Raw genomic sequence first — 17869 nt, forward strand, 5'->3', positions numbered from 1 at the left:
CACGGTCTATCTCACCTGGCCGACTTCAGCTGACCTCGTCCCACGCCTGGATCGAGGTCTGGTCGACGATGCGGCCGTCGCGCAGGTCGGCCATGGAGTGGACCAGGACGCGGGTGCCGTCGGGGTAGCGGCAGGATTCGACGAAGGCGATGTGGTCGCCGTCGGTCAGCAGGCTCTCCAGCTTGTGGGTCATCTTGCGGGCGCACACGTCGTCGAACAGCGCGCCGATCGCCGCGCGGCCGTGCAGGACCCGGGGGTGGCTGGGCTGGTCGTGGTGGTCGACCATCCGGATCTCGGCGTCGTCGCCGTAGAGCGTCAGCAGGGTGGTCGCGTCGCGGCCCTCGATGCCGCGGCGCAGCGCGTCGGCATCGAATCCCGGAGTTGATGCGGTGCTCATCTGAGGTCTCCTCGCTAGTCGTCAGCGAGCCGGACCACGCCGATTCGGCCCGTTGACCAGCACATTACGCCCGCTGCGCCGCCCAGGGAATGCCGTGCGGGCAGCCGCCCACCGAGACGGTGAGCGGCTGCGGCCGACAGTGCGGTCAGCGCTTGTCGCGGCGCCGATCGTCCTCGATTCCCTCGGTCTCCACCTGTTCCTTGCGGACGGTGCCGGTGACGGTCCGCTCCTCGTCGACCTCGTCGACCGCCAGACGCACCCGTTCGACCGGAACCGCCTCGGTGTCGACCTGCACCCGGTCGGCGTGCAGGACCACCTCGCGCTCCTCCTCGCTGATCTCGGGCCTGCGACCACGGTCCTGGTCGGTGATCGGTTCGCGTTCCACGCGCACTTCCTCGTGGCTGACCGGCACCCGCACGTTCTGCTCCTCGGTCACGACGTACTTGCGCAACCGCGCGGTGCCGACCTCTTCGCTCTCCGTCGCGACCCGCAACTGCTCCTCGGAGCGGATCATCTCCGGATCACCGTGCGTCATCGGCTCGTCACCGCCGGGGCGGATCGGCTGACGCCCGTAGGTGTTCCACCCGGCCGCGCGCGGGTCGACGTGATAGTGCCGGAACAGTTCCTGCTCGGACTCGGGGCTGATCCGTCCGCCCTCGTCGCGGTGCGGCGCGGATTTCACCGTTTCCTTGTCGACGTGCAGACTCAGCGAGTCGTCGTCGGCGCGATGCTCGGCCCCGGCCAGCGGTACCAGCGAATCGCTGGAGAACAGGCCGGTGGAGACGGCCGCCCAGGTCGGGGAACCGGTGGCGTTGTCGATGTAGATCTGCTTGACCTTGCCGATCTTCTCGCCCCGCTCGTCGTACGCGGTGGCGCCGATCAGCGAATCCAGGGTCTGTCTGCTCATGATCGAACCTCCTACCTGTGCGGAGGCCGTCCACATCGGGTGCGGTGACGGCTCCGCTGTGTTGTGGTGATCGGTTTCGTGCAGCGCCCGGAACGCACCGGGTCAGCTACTCCGAGGCAAATACCCGAGTGGGTTCGCCACAAACACGCCGGGTCAGAGCCGTCTTCGCGGGTTCAGCCCTCGCGCTTGACGAAGTTCGGGCGCACGTCCATGTCCGGCTCGTCGTAGTAGCGGTGGAAGGTGGGGGTCAGCCCCGAGGAGATCGGCGGGTTGACCCAGCTCCAGTCGGTGGGGCAGCGCCGGCCCGCGGCCTCCTCGCGCTGGACGTGGTCGCAGAACTGCTTGGCCACCGTGTGGTGATCGACCATGTGCACCCCGGCGGCACGGAAACTGTGCAGTACGGCGTGATTGAGCTCGATCAGCGCCTTGTCGCGCCACAGGGTGCGCACCGAGGAGGTGTCCAGGCCCATCAGGTCGGCGATCAGCGGGAGCATGTTGTAGCGGTCGGTGTCGCTGAGATTGCGCGCGCCGATCTCGGTGCCGACGTACCAGCCGTTGAACGGGGCGAACGGATAGCTGATGCCGCCGATGTCGAGGTCCATGTTCGAGACCGCGGGCAGCGCATGCCATTTCAGGCCCAGCGAGGCGAACCAGGGATAGTCGGGATGGATCAGGTCGACCTCGCGGACCAGTTCGCGCGGCACCTCGAAGTACCGCACGTCCTCGTCGGGCGCGCTGATCAGCACCGGCAGCACATCGAACGGGGTGCCCTCGCCGCACCAGCCCAGCGCCCGCGCCTGCTCGGTGGCGGCGATATTGGCCGGGTCGCCGGTGACCGTCCCGTCCCCGTTGCGGTACCCGGCGTACCGGATCAATTGACTGCTGACGATGCGGAATTCGCCCTGTCCGGGCACCCGCTGCGGACCCACCGTGACCATCGACTGGATCGCGCCGCCATTGGTGGCCAGGCGCAGATGCTCCCAGCACACGTCGGCGAGTTCCGCGGCCGAGGTCACCTGGCGGGCGTCGAGGAGTTTGAGCGTGCGCCAATGTTTGCGGCCCACGCATCGCGCGTGATTGCGCCAGGCCAATTTCGCGCCGATCAGTATTTCCTCGGCGGTCTGGCGGTACGTGCCGGTGTCGCGCAATTCCGCCAGCGCGTCGAGGCGCCGCCGTTCGGGCAGGTGGCCGAGTTCGGGGTAGCGGAAGAACTCGTCGCAGTCGCGTAGCCTGCGCTCCAGGTCGGCGTCCGGTTCGGTGAAAGCTGGTGGCGCGGTGATGGTTTCGCAGATGAGCGGGCGCGAGCGTTGGTTCACGGGACATCTCCGGTCGGGCAGCGGGGTGCGGGGCCGTGCGGGCGGACCCGGGCTGCGTCGACGAAGCTGCCGGCAACACTGGACCCGGCCGGTGCGCGTTCCGGCGACAGCTGCGTCGCCGGTGCCCGAATTCGCTGTGCGCCAGCCTATTGCCGGTGTGCTGGCAGTGTGCTCGAATTCGCCGTAATCACACCGTGACTGGCTGTCAAGGGCCGATGACCGTGCGCCGGACTAACGGAATCGCGCGGCATTCTCCGGTGCCGTGGCGAAAGCGAGGAACAGTTCGTTCTCGCGCGGATCACCGATCGTCACCCGCACGCCGTCCCCGGCGAACGGCCGCACCAGCACCCCGGCTGCGGCGCTCGCCTCGGCGAAATCGAGGCTGCGCGCGCCCAGCGGCAGCCAGACGAAGTTGGCCTCGCTCGGCGGCACCTCGTAGCCCGCGGCCACCAGCGCCGCGCGTACCTCGTGGCGCTGCGCCACCAGCACGTCGGTCCGGTCGAGCAGCTCCCCGCGCGCCTCCAGCGAGGCGATGGCCGCGGCCTGGGCGAGCTTGTTCACGCTGAACGGGATGTGCACCTTCAGCAGGGCGGTGATCACCTCGGGATCGCCCACCGCGTAACCCACCCGCAGGCCCGCCAGGCCGTAGGCCTTCGAGAAGGTCCGCAGCACCACCACGTTGGGCCGGGTGCGGGCGATCTCGACGCCGTCGGGGTGGGTCTCGGGGGTCAGCCGCAGGTATTCGTAGTAGGCCTCGTCGAGTACCACCAGCACGTGCGCGGGCACCCGGTCGAGGAACCGTTCCAGTTCGGCGCGGCCGTGCGCGGTGCCGGTCGGGTTGTTGGGATTGCAGACGAAGATCAGCTTGGTGCGCTCGGTGACCGCCTCGGCCATCGCGTCCAGATCGTGCAGGTGGCCCTCGGCCAGCGGCACCGGCACCGCGGTGGCATTGCCCACCTGGGTGACGATCGGGTACGCCTCGAACGAGCGCCAGGCGAAGACCACCTCGTCGGTCGGCGCGTCACAGGTGATCTGCACCAGCTCCTGGCACAGCGCCACACTGCCGCAGCCCACGGCCACATTCGCCACCGTCACACCGAGGAACTCCGCCAGCGCGCCCCGCAGCTCGGTGACCTGGTTGTCCGGGTAGCGATTGGCCTGCTCGGCGGCCTCCGCGATGGCCTTGGCAGCGCTGGGCAGCGGCCCGAAGGTCGTCTCGTTGGACGCGAGCTTCACCGCATCGGGGTGGTTACGGCCGGGAACGTAGGCCGGGATGGTGGCGAGATCGGGCCGGATATGCGCTGACACACCTCCACCCTACGATGAGCGCCCCGATCGACGCGCGGCGCGGCCGCGCAGACCTACCCAACCGCGGTTTCGCCGCCTACGCTGGGTTTATGCCGGGCACTTACGACGACGTCGCCCCTCTACGGCCGGAGCAGGCCACCGGCGAGGCGGGCGGTGTGGACACGGTGGAATCCGCGACGCGCACCGCGGTGCCGATCACCGTGGTCGAGCCAGAGCGCACGGCCCGCGGCGGCATCGTCGTCCTGCACGAATCGCGCGAGTTCCCGCCACAGCTGCTCGACCTGATGCGTTCGCTGGCCTTCGAGGGCTGGATCGTCGTCGCCCCGCACCTGCTCGACCGCCTCCCCGACGACGACATCCACGACGTCTTCGGCGAGGAACTCTTCGGCGACTTCGACGCCGGTTTCGACTGGCTCACCCGCCGCGGCGTCTTCCCCGACACCATCGGCGTGCTCGGCTTCGACACCGCGGGCACCGCCGCCTTCCTCGTCGCCACCACCCGGCCCATCGGCGCCGCGGTGAGCGTGGCCGCCCCCGGCATCACCGAGCCGCTCCCCGGCCAGGACGCCGCCCTCGTCGCGCTCGCCCCCGGCCTGCAAGCTCCCTGGCTCGGCCTGTTCGGCGACGACGACCCCACCACCCCACCCGAGGCCGTCGACCAACTGCGCGAGTCCGCCGCCCGCGCCCCTGTGGCCAGTCTCACCATCACCTATCCCGGCCTGAGTCACCGCGCCGATCGCCCCGACCCCGACGACGACACCGCCACCGAGATCCGCATCGACTCCCAGACCCGCATCTACGACTGGTTCGACAGCAATTTACGCTGATTGACCAGGCGTTTTGGACTACTTCACCGCCTCGTGTAATCTTCATTCCCGGCGGTTCGAGAAGAACCGGTGCCCTCGAAAGAGAAGGCTCCAGGAGGCGTGCCAGAGCGGCCGAATGGGACTCACTGCTAATGAGTTGTCCCTTCACGGGGACCGGAGGTTCAAATCCTCTCGCCTCCGCCACACCCGGTCCGCCGGGTAACAACTGAAGATGCACCACCATGCGCCCGTAGCTCAACGGATAGAGCACTTGACTACGGATCAAGAGGTTAGGGGTTCGAATCCCTTCGGGCGCACAACAATCCGCCTCCTACCGGCTTTCGGTAGGAGGCGGATTTCGTTTGTGGCGGGATAGATTGTCGGGCGTGAGTGGCCATCCTGTTCTCTGTCCGGCGCTGCCTCCGGCGGCGTATCTCGCGGGGGACTCCGTCGTTCAGGTCGATGATCCGGGGGTGCTCGCGCTGGTGGATGACCTTCGGCGGGGTGTGGCGGATGATGTCGAGTTCGCGCGGGCGGCGTTCGAGTGGGTGCGGGATGAAGTCGGGCACTCGTTTGACGTTCGGGATTCTCGGGTGACGTTGGCTGCGGGTGAGGTGCTGCGGGAGCGGGTGGGGCTCTGTTATGCGAAGTCGCATCTGCTCGCCGCGGTGTTGCGTTCGGCGGGGATACCGACCGGGCTCTGCTATCAGCGGCTCGCGCATGGTGATGGTTTCGTGTTGCACGGGTTGGTTGCCGTCCATCTGGGTGGGGGATGGCATCGGCAGGATCCGCGGGGGAACAAGGAGGGGGTGGTGGCTGAGTTCTCCCTGGGCAGTGAGCGGTTGGCGTGGCCGGTGGATCCCGGGTCGGGGGAGGTCGACTATTCGCAGCTGCTCGTCTTCCCGGCTGCTTCGGTCGTCACCGCCCTCCGGGGCGCAACCGATGTGCTGTCCATCTACGACACCGGGTTGCCTTCGGCCCTGGACGGCTGAGGTCCGGACCGCGCCTACTTCCAGGCGGGAAGTGGGGGGAGGGGGCCGGTGAGGTCTTGGCCGGGGGAGCGGCCTATGAGCCAGGCCAAGAGGGCGTGGGAGGGGCCGACGATGGTGTGGTGGGGGCGGCCGGGGCCGAGGGTGGCGATGAAGTCGGTGTCGGTGGCCTGGATGTCGAAGGTGGGGGTGGCCGCGGGTTCGAGCTTGGTCGCGAGGTCGATGACGGATTCGGGGAGCAGGCGGGACACGAAGGCGGCGGGCCAGTCGGCGGGGGTGTAGCCGGTGCCGAGGTCGACGTGGTGGATCTCGGTCTCGCGCAAGCGCATCCAGGGGATCTGGTCGGCGGTGAGCGTGCCGCCCTGGCGGTTGCGGACCTCGGCGGTCCAGTCGGGGTCGGGCATGGTGGTGGCGACGGCTTGCCAGCGGTGCGCGGAGCCGGTGAAGTCGGCGTACTGCACGTCGAGCGGGCGGGGTGCGCCTGCGTCGATATCGGCGTCGCGCAGCGCCCCGCTCGCGTACTGCGGGATCTCGATACCGGTGCGCGCCCACAGCAGCAGATTCAGCAGGCTGTCGGCATTGCGCGACATGTGTGCCAGCAGGTGGCCGCGGGTCCAGCCCGGTAACCGCGACGGTTCGGTCAGCGCCGTCTCGGTGAGGGTGCCGATCGTGGTGTCGAAGCGCGCGGTGGACGCGGCGACCTGATCGAGCAGGTCGGTGGGAGTTGCCGTTTCGCTGGTCACGGGGTCGAGCGTAGTCGCCGGCGTCGAGCGGACGCCGCCGATCCGGGCCGCCTGTGGATAACTCCGAACCTGTGGATAACTGGGGATATTTCGGGCTTCGCGCCGATCCGCCGGAGCGGGCGCGTGTGACGATTCAGTCAGCGACGATCGCGTCCGCCTCGATCTCGATCAGGAGCTCGGGGGCGATCAGCGCGGAGACCTCGTACATGGCGGCGGCGGGCCGGATCGCACCGAACACCGCGGCGTGGGCGGCCGCGACCTCGGGCCAGCGGGCGATGTCGGTGACGAACAGGCGGGTGCGCACCACATCCCGCAGGCTCGCGCCCGCCTGCTCGAGCGCGGCGGCGATACGGATCAGGACCTCTTCGGTCTGCGCTCCGATGTCGTCACCGCCGACCGCCCCGCCACCGGGGATCGCGGCCGTGGTGCCGCTGACGACGACATGAGCGCCCACGCGCACCGCCCTGGAGTACCCGACGACATCTTCGAAATCGGAGGCAGAAGAGATGTTCACCCGACTTGTGGTCATGACAGCCAGAATGATCCACCGGCTGCTGGATGACAATTCACGCGCTGGTCGCCTACCGGACGATTCACCACGGTACGCAGGGCAGGTGAACGCACGACCAGGTCTACGCCTCTTCCCCCTCACCGCCGCGCTCTGCGCCGCGGCCGCCCTCGCGGCAGGCTGCTCGACGCCGAGTTCCGCGGGTTTCACCGCGAGCAAGGACCAGCCGCTGGTGCTCTCGCTCGACGACCTGGTCGCCGCGGCGGGCACCAGCGCGGTGCTCGGCGTGCGCGTCGATCCCGAGCACGGCTCGGTGACCCGCCGCACCGACGGCGCCTACGTCTACACCCCGGACGCGGGCTACACCGGCACCGACCAGTTCGAGGTCGGCACCACCGACGCGGTGCGGCTCTACACCACCGATATCCCGGTGCTCGGCGAATACGGCGGTGCCACCGTGCAGGGCAGTGGCTACGGCTCGGCGTGGACGCCGGTGCCGGGCAGCGCCGACGAGTTCTACGGCCTCACCGATCGCGGCCCGAATGTCGACGGTCCCGGCAAGAACGAGAAGCTCTCGCCGACACCGGCTTTCGTGCCGAAGATCGGCCGCTTCAAGCTGGTCGACAACCGCGCCGAACTGCAGTCGAGCATCGACCTGCGCAATGCCGCGGGCGTGCCGTTCAACGGCCAGGTCGACGTGGCCGCCGACACCGGCGAGACCATCAAGGATCTCCAGGGCACCGTGCTGGCGCCCACCGACCACGGCCTGGACCCGGAAGGTCTGGTGGCGCTGCCCGACGGCACCTTCTGGGTGTCCGACGAATACGGCCCGTTCCTGGTGCATTTCGACGCTCAGGGCAGGGAGATCGAGCGATTGGTGCCGGGTGCCGGTCTGCCGCAGGAGATCTCGCTGCGCAGTCCCAACCAGGGTATGGAGGGCCTGACCGTCACGCCCGACGGCAGCACGCTGGTCGGCATCGTGCAGAGCGCGATCAAGACCCCGGGGCTGGACGGTTCGGCCAAGGAGGTGCCGATCGCGCGGATCGTCACCGTGGACCTGAAGACCAAGGCGCAGAAGGAATTCCTGTACCCGTTGCAGGACCCGAAGCAGACCAAGGTCGCGGTCTCGGAGATCACCGCGCTGAGCGCGACGACCTTCCTCGTCGACGAGCGCGACGGCAATCTCGCGCCGAAGTCGGACAAGAAGATCTGGACCATCGACATCACCGGTGCCACCGATGTGGGCCCGCAGTCGACTCTGCCGGGTGCGACCTACGACGCCGCCAAGGGTGGTCTGCTGGTCGACGGCAAACCGATCGAGACCATGGTCGGCGTGGTCCCGACCGCCGACGCCGTCGCGGCGCTGCGCAAGGTCGGCATCACGCCGGTCGCCAAGACGGGCAACCTCGACCTGTCGGCCTTACTGGTCTCCCTCGACGACAAGGGCCGCTTCTTCGGCCACGACAAGATCGAGGGCATCGCCACCCTCGACGGCGGCAAGACCGTCTACATCGCCAACGACAGCGACTTCGGGCTGGCCGCGAGCACCGGCGAGCGGCCGCCGTTCGGGCTGAAGCCCAAGACGCTGCCCGACGGGGTGCAGGACACCGGCGAGGTACTCGCGGTCGACACCACCAAGCTGCCCGCGAAGGTCGGCGGCTACACGGTGAAGATCACCGTCACGTAGTCCACTCGCGGGCTTCGACGAGCACGGCGGCGGCCAGCGCGAGCAGCCACAGCGACATCGCGCCCACCTGGATGCGCTGGGCGATCCCGAGGGCGTAGGAGCCGGACAGGTTGTCGGCCACCAGCATCCAGATGGTCGCCGCCGAGCCGACGAGGAGCACGACCACGCCGAACTCGCGCAGGATCGCCCAGCGGTGATAGCGGTAGGCGGCGGCGCTGAACGCGAACGCCGCCACCGCGATCGAGGTCACCGCCAGCGTGCTGGTGAGGGCGTGCGGTTGGTGCAACTGCGGGAACAGGCCGCTGTCGCCGCAGTCGCTCACCGCGGGATCGCAGTCGTGCAGCGGCAGCATCGCGTCGGCAATGGTCGAGGCGCCGAAGCACAGCAGGGCGAGCCAGCCGGTCGTGGTCAGCGCGCGGCGGCGGAAGACCAGCAGGCCGCCCAGCGCGGCGGGGATCAGCAGCAGCCCGACCAGCTTGTCGGCGGTCGCGAACACCTCGCGATAGGGCTTGCCTTCGGCATCGAGTTCGCTGAGGAAGGTATCGACCGGATCGACGTGGATGGGGAGGACGAACTCGAGTACCCAGGAGGAGTAGCACAGGCCCGCGGCGGCGATCGCGAGCGCGATCAGCACCGGGTAGACGCGGGAGAACCGGGCGAGTTCGGTCACATCGACCATTGTGCTGTGCGCGCCGAACAGGCCCGATCAGGCGCGGCGAGGCCGCGGGCGTGGTTTCATCACAACGCGCACAGGTTGCTGTCAGGTTCGCCGGGCAGGGTGGTGGAGGTAAACGAACCGGGAGGTCTTCGATGAGCTATGTGATCGCGATGGCGAGTACCGCCACGATCCTGGCGATGGCGGTATCCGGCTATCTCGCCACCCAGGCGCGCAAGGCGCCGGTGCGAGTGCGAGTTCGTCACGACGCACGGCGGCGCTGAACGGGGCCTAGCCGGTCTCCGAGCGCGCGCGGACGAGCGCGCCGATCTGCTCGGCCGCCGCGTGGGCGTCCTCGTGTTCCCAGACGCGCACCACCTGCCAGCCCGCTGCCGTGAGCGCGGCGTCGGTGGCGCGGTCGCGGGCCACATTGCCCGCCAGCTTGTCGGCCCACCACTGGGCATTGTTCTTCGGGGACGTCGCGTGTTCCGGGCAGCGATGCCAGAAACAGCCGTCCACGTACACCGCGATCCGCAGTCGCGGAAACACCACGTCAGCGCGTCGACGCTGCCCTTTGATGGGTGGCCGGTCGACGAAATAGCGCAGTCCCGCCCGATGTAGTTCGCGCCGGAGCGCCAGTTCCGGGGCGGTATGTGCCCGCCGCTGCCGGGACATCCGCGCACTGGTCGCCGGATCGGTCGTCGGCCGACCCGCCGCGGCGGCGGAGGGCCGGGGACCGTCTCGGCGCGCGGTCATGCCGCCCAGCCGCCCATGCGGTCGAGGTGGTCGCGCACATCGTCGAGGAAGCCGGGCGGAAAGCGCAGGCTGCCCATGGAGGTGCGGCGCAGGAAGCCCGCGGTGGCGCGGGGGGAGAGCAGGCGGGATTCGGTGAGGAAGTTCTTCAGGTCCTCGTAGGGCTCGTGGACCGGCCAGGTCGAGACCGGCACCCGGTGCACGACACCCGCATGTCCCCAGGCCGCGGTCGGCCACGCTTCGCCGGGACGCAGCGGTGCGCCGTCGGTGAGCGGGGGCAGCGGGTCGGCCAGGCGTTCGCCGACCCAGTTCGCCATGCGCACGCTCACCGCGTTGCCGACCAGTTTCCAGCGGTGCCCCTGCCGGACGCCGGGGACGTCGAGGGCGGGGGCGGTCCAGTCGGCGGCGAAGCCCTGGAGACGTTCGCCGTCGACGATGCCCGGGGTGACGATCTCGCCCGCGGGCAGCCGCACCGCCGGTGGGCTGGCGATGCCGAGGCCGGAGCCGCCCTTGAGCGTGGGCACCGCGTTCACCGCCCAGCCGAGGCCACGCACGCCCTCGGTCCAGTAGAAGCCGCAGGGATCGCGGTCGGGATCGCCGTAGTCGCGGGGGCCCGCGTCGTCGCCGAAGAGCACCTGCCGGGGGTCCTCGGTACGCGAGGCCAGCATCAGCACCCGCTGCCTGCGCTGGGGCAGTCCGAACGCGCGCCCGTCGACGACGCGATAGGCCCAGGTGTAGCCGAGTTCTTCGAGCGCTGCGGTGATGTGGCGCATGGCCGCGCCGCGACCGAGCTGGAGCATGAAGGGGACGTTCTCGATCAGCAGCCAGCGCGGTCCGCGCTTGCGCCGGACCAGCCGGAAGACCTCGTCCACCAGGCCGGAGCGGCGGCCGGTGATGCCCGCGGTGCGGCCGGCCTGGGAGAGGTCCTGGCAGGGGAAACCCGCCGCGACCAGCTCCGTGTTCGCGGGCAGCGAGCGTAATCGGGTGATGTCGCCGTGCAGGGGGACATCGGGGAAGCGGGCGGCGAGCACACCCTGGGCGCCGGGGTCGATCTCGCAGAGCAACTCGGTAGCCCAGCCGTTTCCGGCGAGGCCGAGTTCGAGCCCGCCGATACCGGCGAACAGCCCGACCATCCGAGTCAACGACCCTCCTGTGTTCCGTCAGCGCCGTGCGCTGCTCAGCGCCGCGTTCTCGCTCCGCGGCGAATTGTATCGGCCCACGCGAGGGCGGCTTCGGGCGCGAACCCGGGCCCGCCCAACCCGGCGGAAAATCGGTGGCCGCAGGCAGGGGTCCGATGCGACTCTGGAGGCACCGAACTTGTCGGACCCAGATGCGAACATCACCTGGCGTCCGTTCCGGGAACCATCCATCCACCGGACATCAAGGGGGAACCTTGTCTGTCACATTGGACCTGGCGGCAGCCGAATCGGAGGCCGACAGATCGGAGCCGTCCACACAGCCACCGCGCGGGGGAATGCGGTCGCTGCGGCGGTTCCTGCCCTACCTACGCCCGTACCGGGTGCCGCTGATCGCCGCCAACGTGCTGGCCATCCTCGCCACCAGCACGGCGATTCTCATCCCGCTGCTGATCGCGAAGGTGATCGACGGCCCGATCGCGCACCGTGATTTCTCCGGGCTGCTGTGGCCGGTGGCGCTGGTCTTCGCGCTCGGCGCGCTCGAATCGTTCGGGATGTGGGGCAGGCGCTGGCTGGTGTCCAAGCCGTCCACGCTGTTCGAGATCGGCATGCGCGCCAAGCTGTTCACCCAGTTGCAGGCGCTCTCGATCGGCAGGCACGACGGCTGGCAGTCCGGTCAGCTGCTCTCGCGCGCGGTCGACGACATGAGCGTCATCCGCCGGTTCGTCGCGTTCGCCGGGCCGTTCCTCGTGGTGCACATGGTGCTGCTGCCCACCGGGTTGTGCGCGCTGTTCGTGATGAATTGGCAAGTGGGACTGATCTTCACGGTGGTCTCGTTGCCGCTCACCGGCTTCTGCCTGCGGTTCGTCCGGCGCTTCGAGGTGGCGTCGCGGCGCTCGCAGGACCAGTCCGGTGATCTGGCGACCATCGCCCAGGAATCCGCGCAGGGCGTGCGCGTGCTCAAGGCGCTGGGGCGCGGCCGGTTCTTCGGCTCGCGGTTCACCGCGCTCTCGCGCGAACTGCAACGCACCGAACTGCAGAAGGTGCGCCTGGACGCCACGCTGTGGGCGGCCATGGTGACCTTCCCGACCGTCGCGATCGCGATCTCGCTCGGCGTGGGCGGCTACTCGGTGGTGCAGGGCTCGATGACGATGGGCACGCTGGTCGCGAGCATCACCCTGGCGACATTCCTGCAGTGGCCGATCATCTGGACCGGTTTCCTGCTGTCGGAGCTGTTCGAGGCGCGCACGGCCGCCGACCGGTTCTGGGAGATCATCGACACCCCACTCGACATCACCGACCCGGAACACCCGGCCGCGCTGCCCGAGCGGGTGCGCGGCGAGCTGGTCATCGACCACGTCCGCTTCGCCTACCCGCGATCGGGCGAGGGCACCGATACGGCGGTGCTCGACGACGTCTCCCTACGGATCCGTCCCGGTGAGACGGTGGCACTGGTCGGCGCGACCGGCAGTGGCAAGACCGCACTGCTGGAACTGATTCCGCGGCTCTACGACGTGGACGAGGGCAGCATCACCATCGACGGCGTCGACATCGCCACGCTGCGCCTGGCGGATCTGCGCCGGGTGGTGACGGTGGCCTTCGAGGAGCCGGTGCTGTTCTCGGCCAGCGTGCGCGAGAACGTGGCACTGGGCGATCCGCGCGCCACCGACGCCGACGTGCGCCAGGCGCTGGACATCGCCCAGGCCACCGAATTCGTCGACGAACTGCCGTGGGGCCTCGACACCAGGATCGGTGAGCAGGGCATGAGCCTGTCCGGCGGCCAGCGGCAGCGGCTCGCGCTGGCCAGGGCGGTGCTCATCGGCGAGAACTCCGCCGAGCGCGGCCGGATCATGGTGCTCGACGATCCGCTCTCCGCGCTGGACGTGGAAACCGAAGAGCGCGTGCAGGACCGGTTGCGCAGCGTGCTCTCGGGCGCCACCACGCTGCTGGTCGCGCACCGGCCGTCCACGGCCGCGCTGGCCGACCGGGTGGCCCTGCTGGCCGACGGCCGCATCGTGGCCGAGGGCACCCACGAGAAACTGCTGCGCGGCAACGCGCGCTACCGCGAACTGATGGGAGGTGAATCATGACGACGAGTACGGAAACGACCACGGCGCAGGATGTTCCGGAACGCGAAGCCGACTGGCGTGGCATCGCCAAGGAGGACGACGCGGTCACCGGCACCGGAAACCTGGTGCTGGCCGGGCGTTCCCGGCGGCTGCTGCTGGATCTGGTGCGGCCCTACCGCAAGCAGGCGCTGCTCACCTTCGTGCTGATCCTGCTCGACAACGCGGCCAAGGTCTCGCTGCCGCTGTTCATCGCCTACGGCCTCGATCACGGCATCAGCGCGGGCAGGCAGGGCGACTGGACGCCGCTGCTGGCGACGGTGGCCGGGTTCGCCGCGGTCACCCTCGCCTCGGGTGTCACCACCTACTGTTTCCTGCGGGCCTCGGGGTCGCTGAGCCAGAAGGTGCTGTTCGACCTGCGGGTGCGCGCGTTCCGGCACACCCAGCGGCTGAGCGTGTCGTTCCACGAGAACTACACCTCGGGCAAGGTCGTCACCCGGCTCACCAGCGATATCGAAACTCTCCAGGAACTGCTGGAGGGTGCGTTGAACCAGGCCTTCGGCGCGATCCTGTCGGTGGTCACCATCGCGGTGCTGCTGGTCTGGCTGGACCCGATGCTGGCCTCGATCGTGCTGCTCGGATTCGTGCCGCTGGTGCTGGTGACCCGGTGGGCGCAGCGGCGGCAGCGGGCGGGCTACCGGCGCACGCGCGGGGCGATCGCGCGGGTGATCGTGCAGTTCGTCGAGGCCATGAGCGGTATGCGGGCGGTGCAGGCGTTCCGGCGTGAGCACCGCAACGAGGAGGTGCTCGCCGCCGAGGACAGCGAGTACCAGCGGGCCACCACCACCGCGATCCGCGGTATGGGCGACTACGTGGGCCTGTCGAACTTCATCGGCAAGCTGACCACGGTCATCGTGCTGCTCGTCGGCGCCTGGCAGGTGATGGAGGGCAACCTCGCCCTCGGCGTGCTCGCGGCCTACCTGCTCTACCTCGACCAGTTCTACGGTCCGCTCGACGAGCTCGCCCAGGTGTTCAACTCCTACCAGTCCGCCGCGGCGGCCCTGGAGAAGATCTCCGGCGTGCTCGAGGAGGAGCCGTCGGTGGCCGAGCCCGACGATCCGGTGGCGCTGCTGCAGGCGCGGGGCGAGGTGCGGATGGACCACGTCTGGTTCGGCTACCACGACACCCGCGTGCTGCCGGAGTTCGATCTGGACATCCCGGCGGGCCAGGTGGTGGCGCTGGTGGGCGCGACCGGCGCGGGCAAGTCGACGCTGGCCAAGCTGCTGACCCGGTTCTACGACCCGAGCGGCGGCACCGTCAGCCTGGACGGGGTGGACCTGCGCAGGCTCACCGACGCGGATCTGCGCAGGCACGTCGTGATGGTCACCCAGGAGGCCTACCTGTTCTCCGGAACCATCGCCGACAACATCCGTCTCGGCAGGCCCGACGCCTCGGACGCCGAGGTGCGCGCGGCGGCCGAGGCGGTGGGGCTGGACCGGTTCGTGGCGTCGCTGCCCGACGGGTACGACACCGATGTGCGGACCCGTGGCGGCAGGCTCTCGGCCGGTCAGCGGCAGCTGGTGGCCTTCGCGCGGGTGTTCCTGGCCGACCCGGCGGTGATCGTGCTCGACGAGGCCACCTCCAGCCTGGACATCCCGGGTGAGCGGCTGGTCCAGCACGCGCTGGAGACGCTGCTGCGCGACCGGACCGCGGTGATCATCGCCCATCGGCTCTCGACGGTGGCGATCGCCGACCGGGTGCTGGTGCTCGACGCGGGCCGGATCGTGGAGGACGGCGCACCGGCCGAGTTGATCGCCGGGCAGGGCCGATTCGCCGGTCTGCATGCCGCCTGGCGGGATTCGCTGGTGTGATGCGCCCGTGTTGTACGGCAGCGGGGCCGATGTCGCTTACCGTAGAGAGGTGACGTCCCCAGCCCCGGGCCCGGCCGCAGGCCCCTCCGAGATCCGACCGGCCTCCCGGTGGCCTTCGGTGCTCACCTGGCGTGCCCACGACAACACCCGGATGGAATCGGTGCGGGTGACGGTGAACGGGAACCGGATCAGGGCGGCGGGCCGGATGATCGGAAGCGCGGGCGACGAACATCCGGCCTTCAGCGCCTCCTACGACCTGGTCACCGACGAGGCGGGCGCCACCCGCAGGCTCTCGCTGCGCACCACCACCGCCGCGGGCGAGCGGCATGCCTCGATCTCGCGCGACGAGGAGAACTACTGGCTCGTCGACGCGGGCGGCAGCCATGTGCGCTCGACCTTCGGCGGCGCGCTGGATGTGGATGTGGTGCTGAGCCCGTTCTTCAACACGCTGCCCATCCGGCGGTTCGGGTTGCAGAACGCCGTGGGCGATGTGCAGGTGCCGGTCGTCTACGTGCGGCTGCCCGATCTGCTGGTGCAGGAGGCCGAACTCACCTACTCCAGCGCCGCCGACGGGATCAATGTGCTGTCCCCGGTCTCCAGCGCCACCCTCACGGTCGACCCGGAGGGATTCGTCCTCGACTACCCGGGGCTGGCCGAACGCGTCTGAATCCCGGTCGCGTCCGATGCGGGCTCTCGCTGCCGGCTGTGCCGCTAGAGCGAGCGCAGCACCCCGCCGCGCTGACCCGCCCGTCGCAGTTCGCCCAGCCAATCGCCTTCTCCTGGCGTCACACCGGTGATCTCCCACCGCTCGCGCCGGTCGTAGGCGGTGCGCCCGCGGTAACCCTCCTCGACGAGTTCACCGAGCGTGCCGTCGGCGCGCAGCGATTCCCGCGCGGTGACCAGGGCGGCGATGGTCTCGTCGAGTACCCGGCCCAGCGCGGTGCCGTTGGGTTCGCAGATGGCGCGCACCAGGTCGGGTGCCGTCCCGGCGACGCGGGTGCCGTCGCGGAACGAGCCGGCCGCCAGGCCGAGCGCCAGCGCACCGCCCTCCGCACCGGCGGCGGCCAGGGCCTCGGCCAGGACGTGCGGCAGGTGTGAGATCCGCGCGACGGCCTGGTCGTGCTCGGCCGCGATCACCGGCACCACCACCGACCCACAGTCCAGCGCCAGCCGCACGACCCTGGTCCACGGCTCGACCCGGGTGCCTTCGTCGACGCCGACCGCCCAGACCGCGTCGCGGAACAGCTCGGGATCGGTTGCCGCCCAGCCTGATTCGGCTGTTCCGGCCATCGGGTGACCGCCTACGTAGTTCGCGTCGAGACCTTGCGCACGCACCGCGTCGGCGACCGGTTGCTTGATGCTTACCACGTCCGTGAGCGGGCACTTCGGTGCGTGCGTGGTGATGGCGGTGAGGATGGTGGCGACCGCGGGCATCGGGACCGCAAGGACCAGCAGCGCGTCGGTGTCGGCGGCCCGGCGCAGGACCGTTTCCAGCTCGCCCGTGACGTCGAAACCGTCGCGACGCGCCGCCGCGGCACCCGAATCGGAGCGGTTGTAGCCGAACGCCTCGTACCCCGCCGCGACGGCGGCGCGCAGCAGTGAGCCGCCGATCAAACCGGTGCCGAGGACGCAGACAGCGCCGCGCTGGTCGAGAGTCATCGGAACAGATTGGCACACGAGTTCATCATTACGGGCGGGACAGACTACCGTTTGGTCCATGGCAGCACAGCGCTCGGGCACGAACAGGGCGACGTCGGACGACGACTTCGACGTCGAAGGGTTCGCAGTGGCGGTGGTCCGCGAAGAAGGCACCTGGCGGTGTAGTCCGCTCACCAGCGATGCCCTGCACGATCTGTCGGTCGCCGAGACCGAACTGAAGGCATTGCGCAGCTCGGGCGCGGTATTCGGGCTGCTCGACGTCGACGACGAGTTCTTCGTCGTGGTGCGTCCGGCACCGAGCGGCACCAGGCTGCTCGTCTCCGACGCCACCGCGGCGATCGACTACGACATCGCCGCCGATGTCCTCGACGCGCTCAATGTCGAGATCCCCGACATCGACCCCGACGACCTCGACGACGTCGAACCGTGGGAAGAGGGCGACCTGGGCGTGCTGGCCGACCTCGGCCTGCCCGAACCGGTGCTCAGCGTGATCCTCGCCGAGACCGACCTCTACCCCGACGAGCAGCTCGGCATGATCGCCCAGCGTCTCGGTTTCGCCAACGAATTCGCGGCGGTGCTGGACAAACTGCCCCGGTGACCACCGAGCAGGACATGATGCGCGCCGCGATCGCCGCGGCCGCCGACGCCGACCCGCGCGATGTGCCGGTCGGCGCCGTCGTGTTCGACGCCGACGGTCGCGAGCTGGCCCGCGCGAGCAATGCCCGCGAGGCCACCGGCGATCCGACCGCGCACGCCGAGGTGCTGGCCCTGCGCGCCGCGGCCGCCGTGCACGGCGACGGCTGGCGGCTCGAGGGCGCCACGCTGGCCGTCACGCTCGAACCGTGCACGATGTGCGCGGGCGCGCTGGTGCTGGCCCGGGTGGACAAGCTGATCTTCGGTGCCTGGGAACCCAAGACCGGCGCCGTCGGCTCGCTCTGGGACGTCGTGCGTGACCGCAGGCTCAACCACCGCCCGCAGGTGCGTGGCGGAATCCTGGAGACCGAGTGCGTGGCCCTGCTCGACGATTTCTTCCGAAACCAGCGCTGACCTGCCGATTTAACGATCCGG

19 protein-coding genes and 2 tRNA genes are annotated in these 17869 nt (G+C 69.7%); 11 read left to right on the forward strand and 10 right to left on the reverse strand.

Features of this window, described 5'->3' with window-relative positions:
• Positions 1–25: 25 nt before the first annotated feature.
• The 4 genes from ACFC06_RS18900 to hisC form a co-directional block, all read right to left on the reverse strand.
• The gene (locus tag ACFC06_RS18900; protein ID WP_375932610.1) at positions 26–397 is read right to left on the reverse strand and encodes a nuclear transport factor 2 family protein; all 372 of its coding nucleotides are present in this window, start codon (positions 395–397) and stop codon (positions 26–28) included.
• 145 nt (positions 398–542) lie between these two features.
• Positions 543–1304 (reverse strand): PRC and DUF2382 domain-containing protein, encoded by a 762-nt coding sequence (locus tag ACFC06_RS18905; protein ID WP_375932613.1) that lies wholly within the window; start codon positions 1302–1304, stop codon positions 543–545.
• Positions 1305–1477: 173 nt separating this feature from the next.
• A complete protein-coding gene (locus tag ACFC06_RS18910; protein WP_375935607.1) occupies positions 1478–2596 on the reverse strand; it encodes a nitric oxide synthase oxygenase in 1119 nt (372 codons plus the stop codon).
• 255 nt (positions 2597–2851) lie between these two features.
• Positions 2852–3928: a histidinol-phosphate transaminase gene (gene hisC / locus ACFC06_RS18915; protein WP_375932616.1), complete on the reverse strand. Its 1077-nt coding sequence runs from the start codon at positions 3926–3928 to the stop codon at positions 2852–2854.
• A gap of 89 nt (positions 3929–4017) precedes the next feature.
• On the opposite strand from hisC, the gene ACFC06_RS18920 reads away from it, so the two are divergent.
• The 4 genes from ACFC06_RS18920 to ACFC06_RS18935 all read left to right on the forward strand — a co-directional run bounded on the left by ACFC06_RS18920 (position 4018) and on the right by ACFC06_RS18935 (position 5726).
• The gene (locus ACFC06_RS18920) at positions 4018–4755 is read left to right on the forward strand and encodes a dienelactone hydrolase family protein (protein ID WP_375932619.1); all 738 of its coding nucleotides are present in this window, start codon (positions 4018–4020) and stop codon (positions 4753–4755) included.
• A gap of 93 nt (positions 4756–4848) precedes the next feature.
• Positions 4849–4938: transfer RNA gene (locus ACFC06_RS18925), tRNA-Ser, on the forward strand.
• Positions 4939–4978: 40 nt separating this feature from the next.
• Positions 4979–5051, forward strand: a tRNA-Arg gene (locus ACFC06_RS18930).
• A gap of 69 nt (positions 5052–5120) precedes the next feature.
• Positions 5121–5726 (forward strand): transglutaminase family protein, encoded by a 606-nt coding sequence (locus ACFC06_RS18935; protein ID WP_375932622.1) that lies wholly within the window; start codon positions 5121–5123, stop codon positions 5724–5726.
• A gap of 14 nt (positions 5727–5740) precedes the next feature.
• Here the strand turns inward: ACFC06_RS18935 and ACFC06_RS18940 are convergent, their stop codons facing one another.
• Both ACFC06_RS18940 and ACFC06_RS18945 read right to left on the reverse strand, forming a co-directional pair.
• Complete coding sequence (locus tag ACFC06_RS18940) at positions 5741–6466, reverse strand: maleylpyruvate isomerase family mycothiol-dependent enzyme (protein WP_375932625.1); 726 nt, start codon at positions 6464–6466, stop codon at positions 5741–5743.
• 133 nt (positions 6467–6599) lie between these two features.
• Entirely contained in the window at positions 6600–6995 is a 396-nt protein-coding gene (locus tag ACFC06_RS18945; protein WP_375932628.1) for a RidA family protein, read from the reverse strand.
• Positions 6996–7080: 85 nt separating this feature from the next.
• Here ACFC06_RS18945 and ACFC06_RS18950 point away from each other — a divergent pair, with 85 nt between their 5' ends.
• A complete protein-coding gene (locus ACFC06_RS18950) occupies positions 7081–8661 on the forward strand; it encodes an esterase-like activity of phytase family protein (RefSeq protein WP_375932630.1) in 1581 nt (526 codons plus the stop codon).
• On the opposite strand, the gene ACFC06_RS18955 is transcribed toward ACFC06_RS18950, so the two are convergent.
• Positions 8654–9331 (reverse strand): DUF998 domain-containing protein, encoded by a 678-nt coding sequence (locus ACFC06_RS18955; protein WP_375932633.1) that lies wholly within the window; start codon positions 9329–9331, stop codon positions 8654–8656. The two genes, ACFC06_RS18950 and ACFC06_RS18955, sit on opposite strands and share 8 nt — an antisense overlap.
• Before the next feature lie 140 nt (positions 9332–9471).
• On the opposite strand from ACFC06_RS18955, the gene ACFC06_RS18960 reads away from it, so the two are divergent.
• Positions 9472–9600, forward strand: coding sequence for a hypothetical protein (locus ACFC06_RS18960; protein WP_375932636.1), 129 nt, complete (start codon positions 9472–9474; stop codon positions 9598–9600).
• Positions 9601–9607: 7 nt separating this feature from the next.
• Here ACFC06_RS18960 and ACFC06_RS18965 read toward each other — a convergent pair whose 3' ends face one another.
• The gene (locus ACFC06_RS18965) at positions 9608–10072 is read right to left on the reverse strand and encodes a very short patch repair endonuclease (protein WP_375932638.1); all 465 of its coding nucleotides are present in this window, start codon (positions 10070–10072) and stop codon (positions 9608–9610) included.
• Positions 10069–11202, reverse strand: a complete 1134-nt coding sequence (locus ACFC06_RS18970) for a DNA cytosine methyltransferase (RefSeq protein ID WP_375935610.1) — start codon at positions 11200–11202, stop codon at positions 10069–10071. The genes ACFC06_RS18965 and ACFC06_RS18970 overlap by 4 nt, the downstream gene beginning before the upstream one ends.
• 341 nt (positions 11203–11543) lie before the next feature.
• Between ACFC06_RS18970 and ACFC06_RS18975 the strand changes: the two genes are divergently transcribed.
• The 3 genes from ACFC06_RS18975 to ACFC06_RS18985 are packed head-to-tail and all read left to right on the forward strand — an operon-like array spanning position 11544 to position 15809.
• On the forward strand, positions 11544–13295 hold the full coding sequence (locus ACFC06_RS18975) for an ABC transporter ATP-binding protein (protein ID WP_375932641.1): 1752 nt from the start codon (positions 11544–11546) through the stop codon (positions 13293–13295).
• The gene (locus ACFC06_RS18980; RefSeq protein WP_375932644.1) at positions 13292–15142 is read left to right on the forward strand and encodes an ABC transporter ATP-binding protein; all 1851 of its coding nucleotides are present in this window, start codon (positions 13292–13294) and stop codon (positions 15140–15142) included. The genes ACFC06_RS18975 and ACFC06_RS18980 overlap by 4 nt, the downstream gene beginning before the upstream one ends.
• Before the next feature lie 49 nt (positions 15143–15191).
• Positions 15192–15809, forward strand: coding sequence for a putative glycolipid-binding domain-containing protein (locus ACFC06_RS18985; RefSeq protein WP_278260715.1), 618 nt, complete (start codon positions 15192–15194; stop codon positions 15807–15809).
• 44 nt (positions 15810–15853) lie between these two features.
• Here ACFC06_RS18985 and ACFC06_RS18990 read toward each other — a convergent pair whose 3' ends face one another.
• Positions 15854–16801: a prephenate dehydrogenase gene (locus ACFC06_RS18990; protein WP_375932648.1), complete on the reverse strand. Its 948-nt coding sequence runs from the start codon at positions 16799–16801 to the stop codon at positions 15854–15856.
• A gap of 58 nt (positions 16802–16859) precedes the next feature.
• On the opposite strand from ACFC06_RS18990, the gene ACFC06_RS18995 reads away from it, so the two are divergent.
• Positions 16860–17399, forward strand: a complete 540-nt coding sequence (locus ACFC06_RS18995; RefSeq protein WP_336084837.1) for a tRNA adenosine deaminase-associated protein — start codon at positions 16860–16862, stop codon at positions 17397–17399.
• A gap of 14 nt (positions 17400–17413) precedes the next feature.
• Positions 17414–17848, forward strand: coding sequence for a nucleoside deaminase (locus tag ACFC06_RS19000; protein WP_375935612.1), 435 nt, complete (start codon positions 17414–17416; stop codon positions 17846–17848).
• The last annotated feature ends 21 nt before the right edge of the window (positions 17849–17869 follow it).

This window comes from Nocardia sp. NPDC056064 (assembly GCF_042266925.1).
Taxonomy (GTDB): domain Bacteria; phylum Actinomycetota; class Actinomycetes; order Mycobacteriales; family Mycobacteriaceae; genus Nocardia.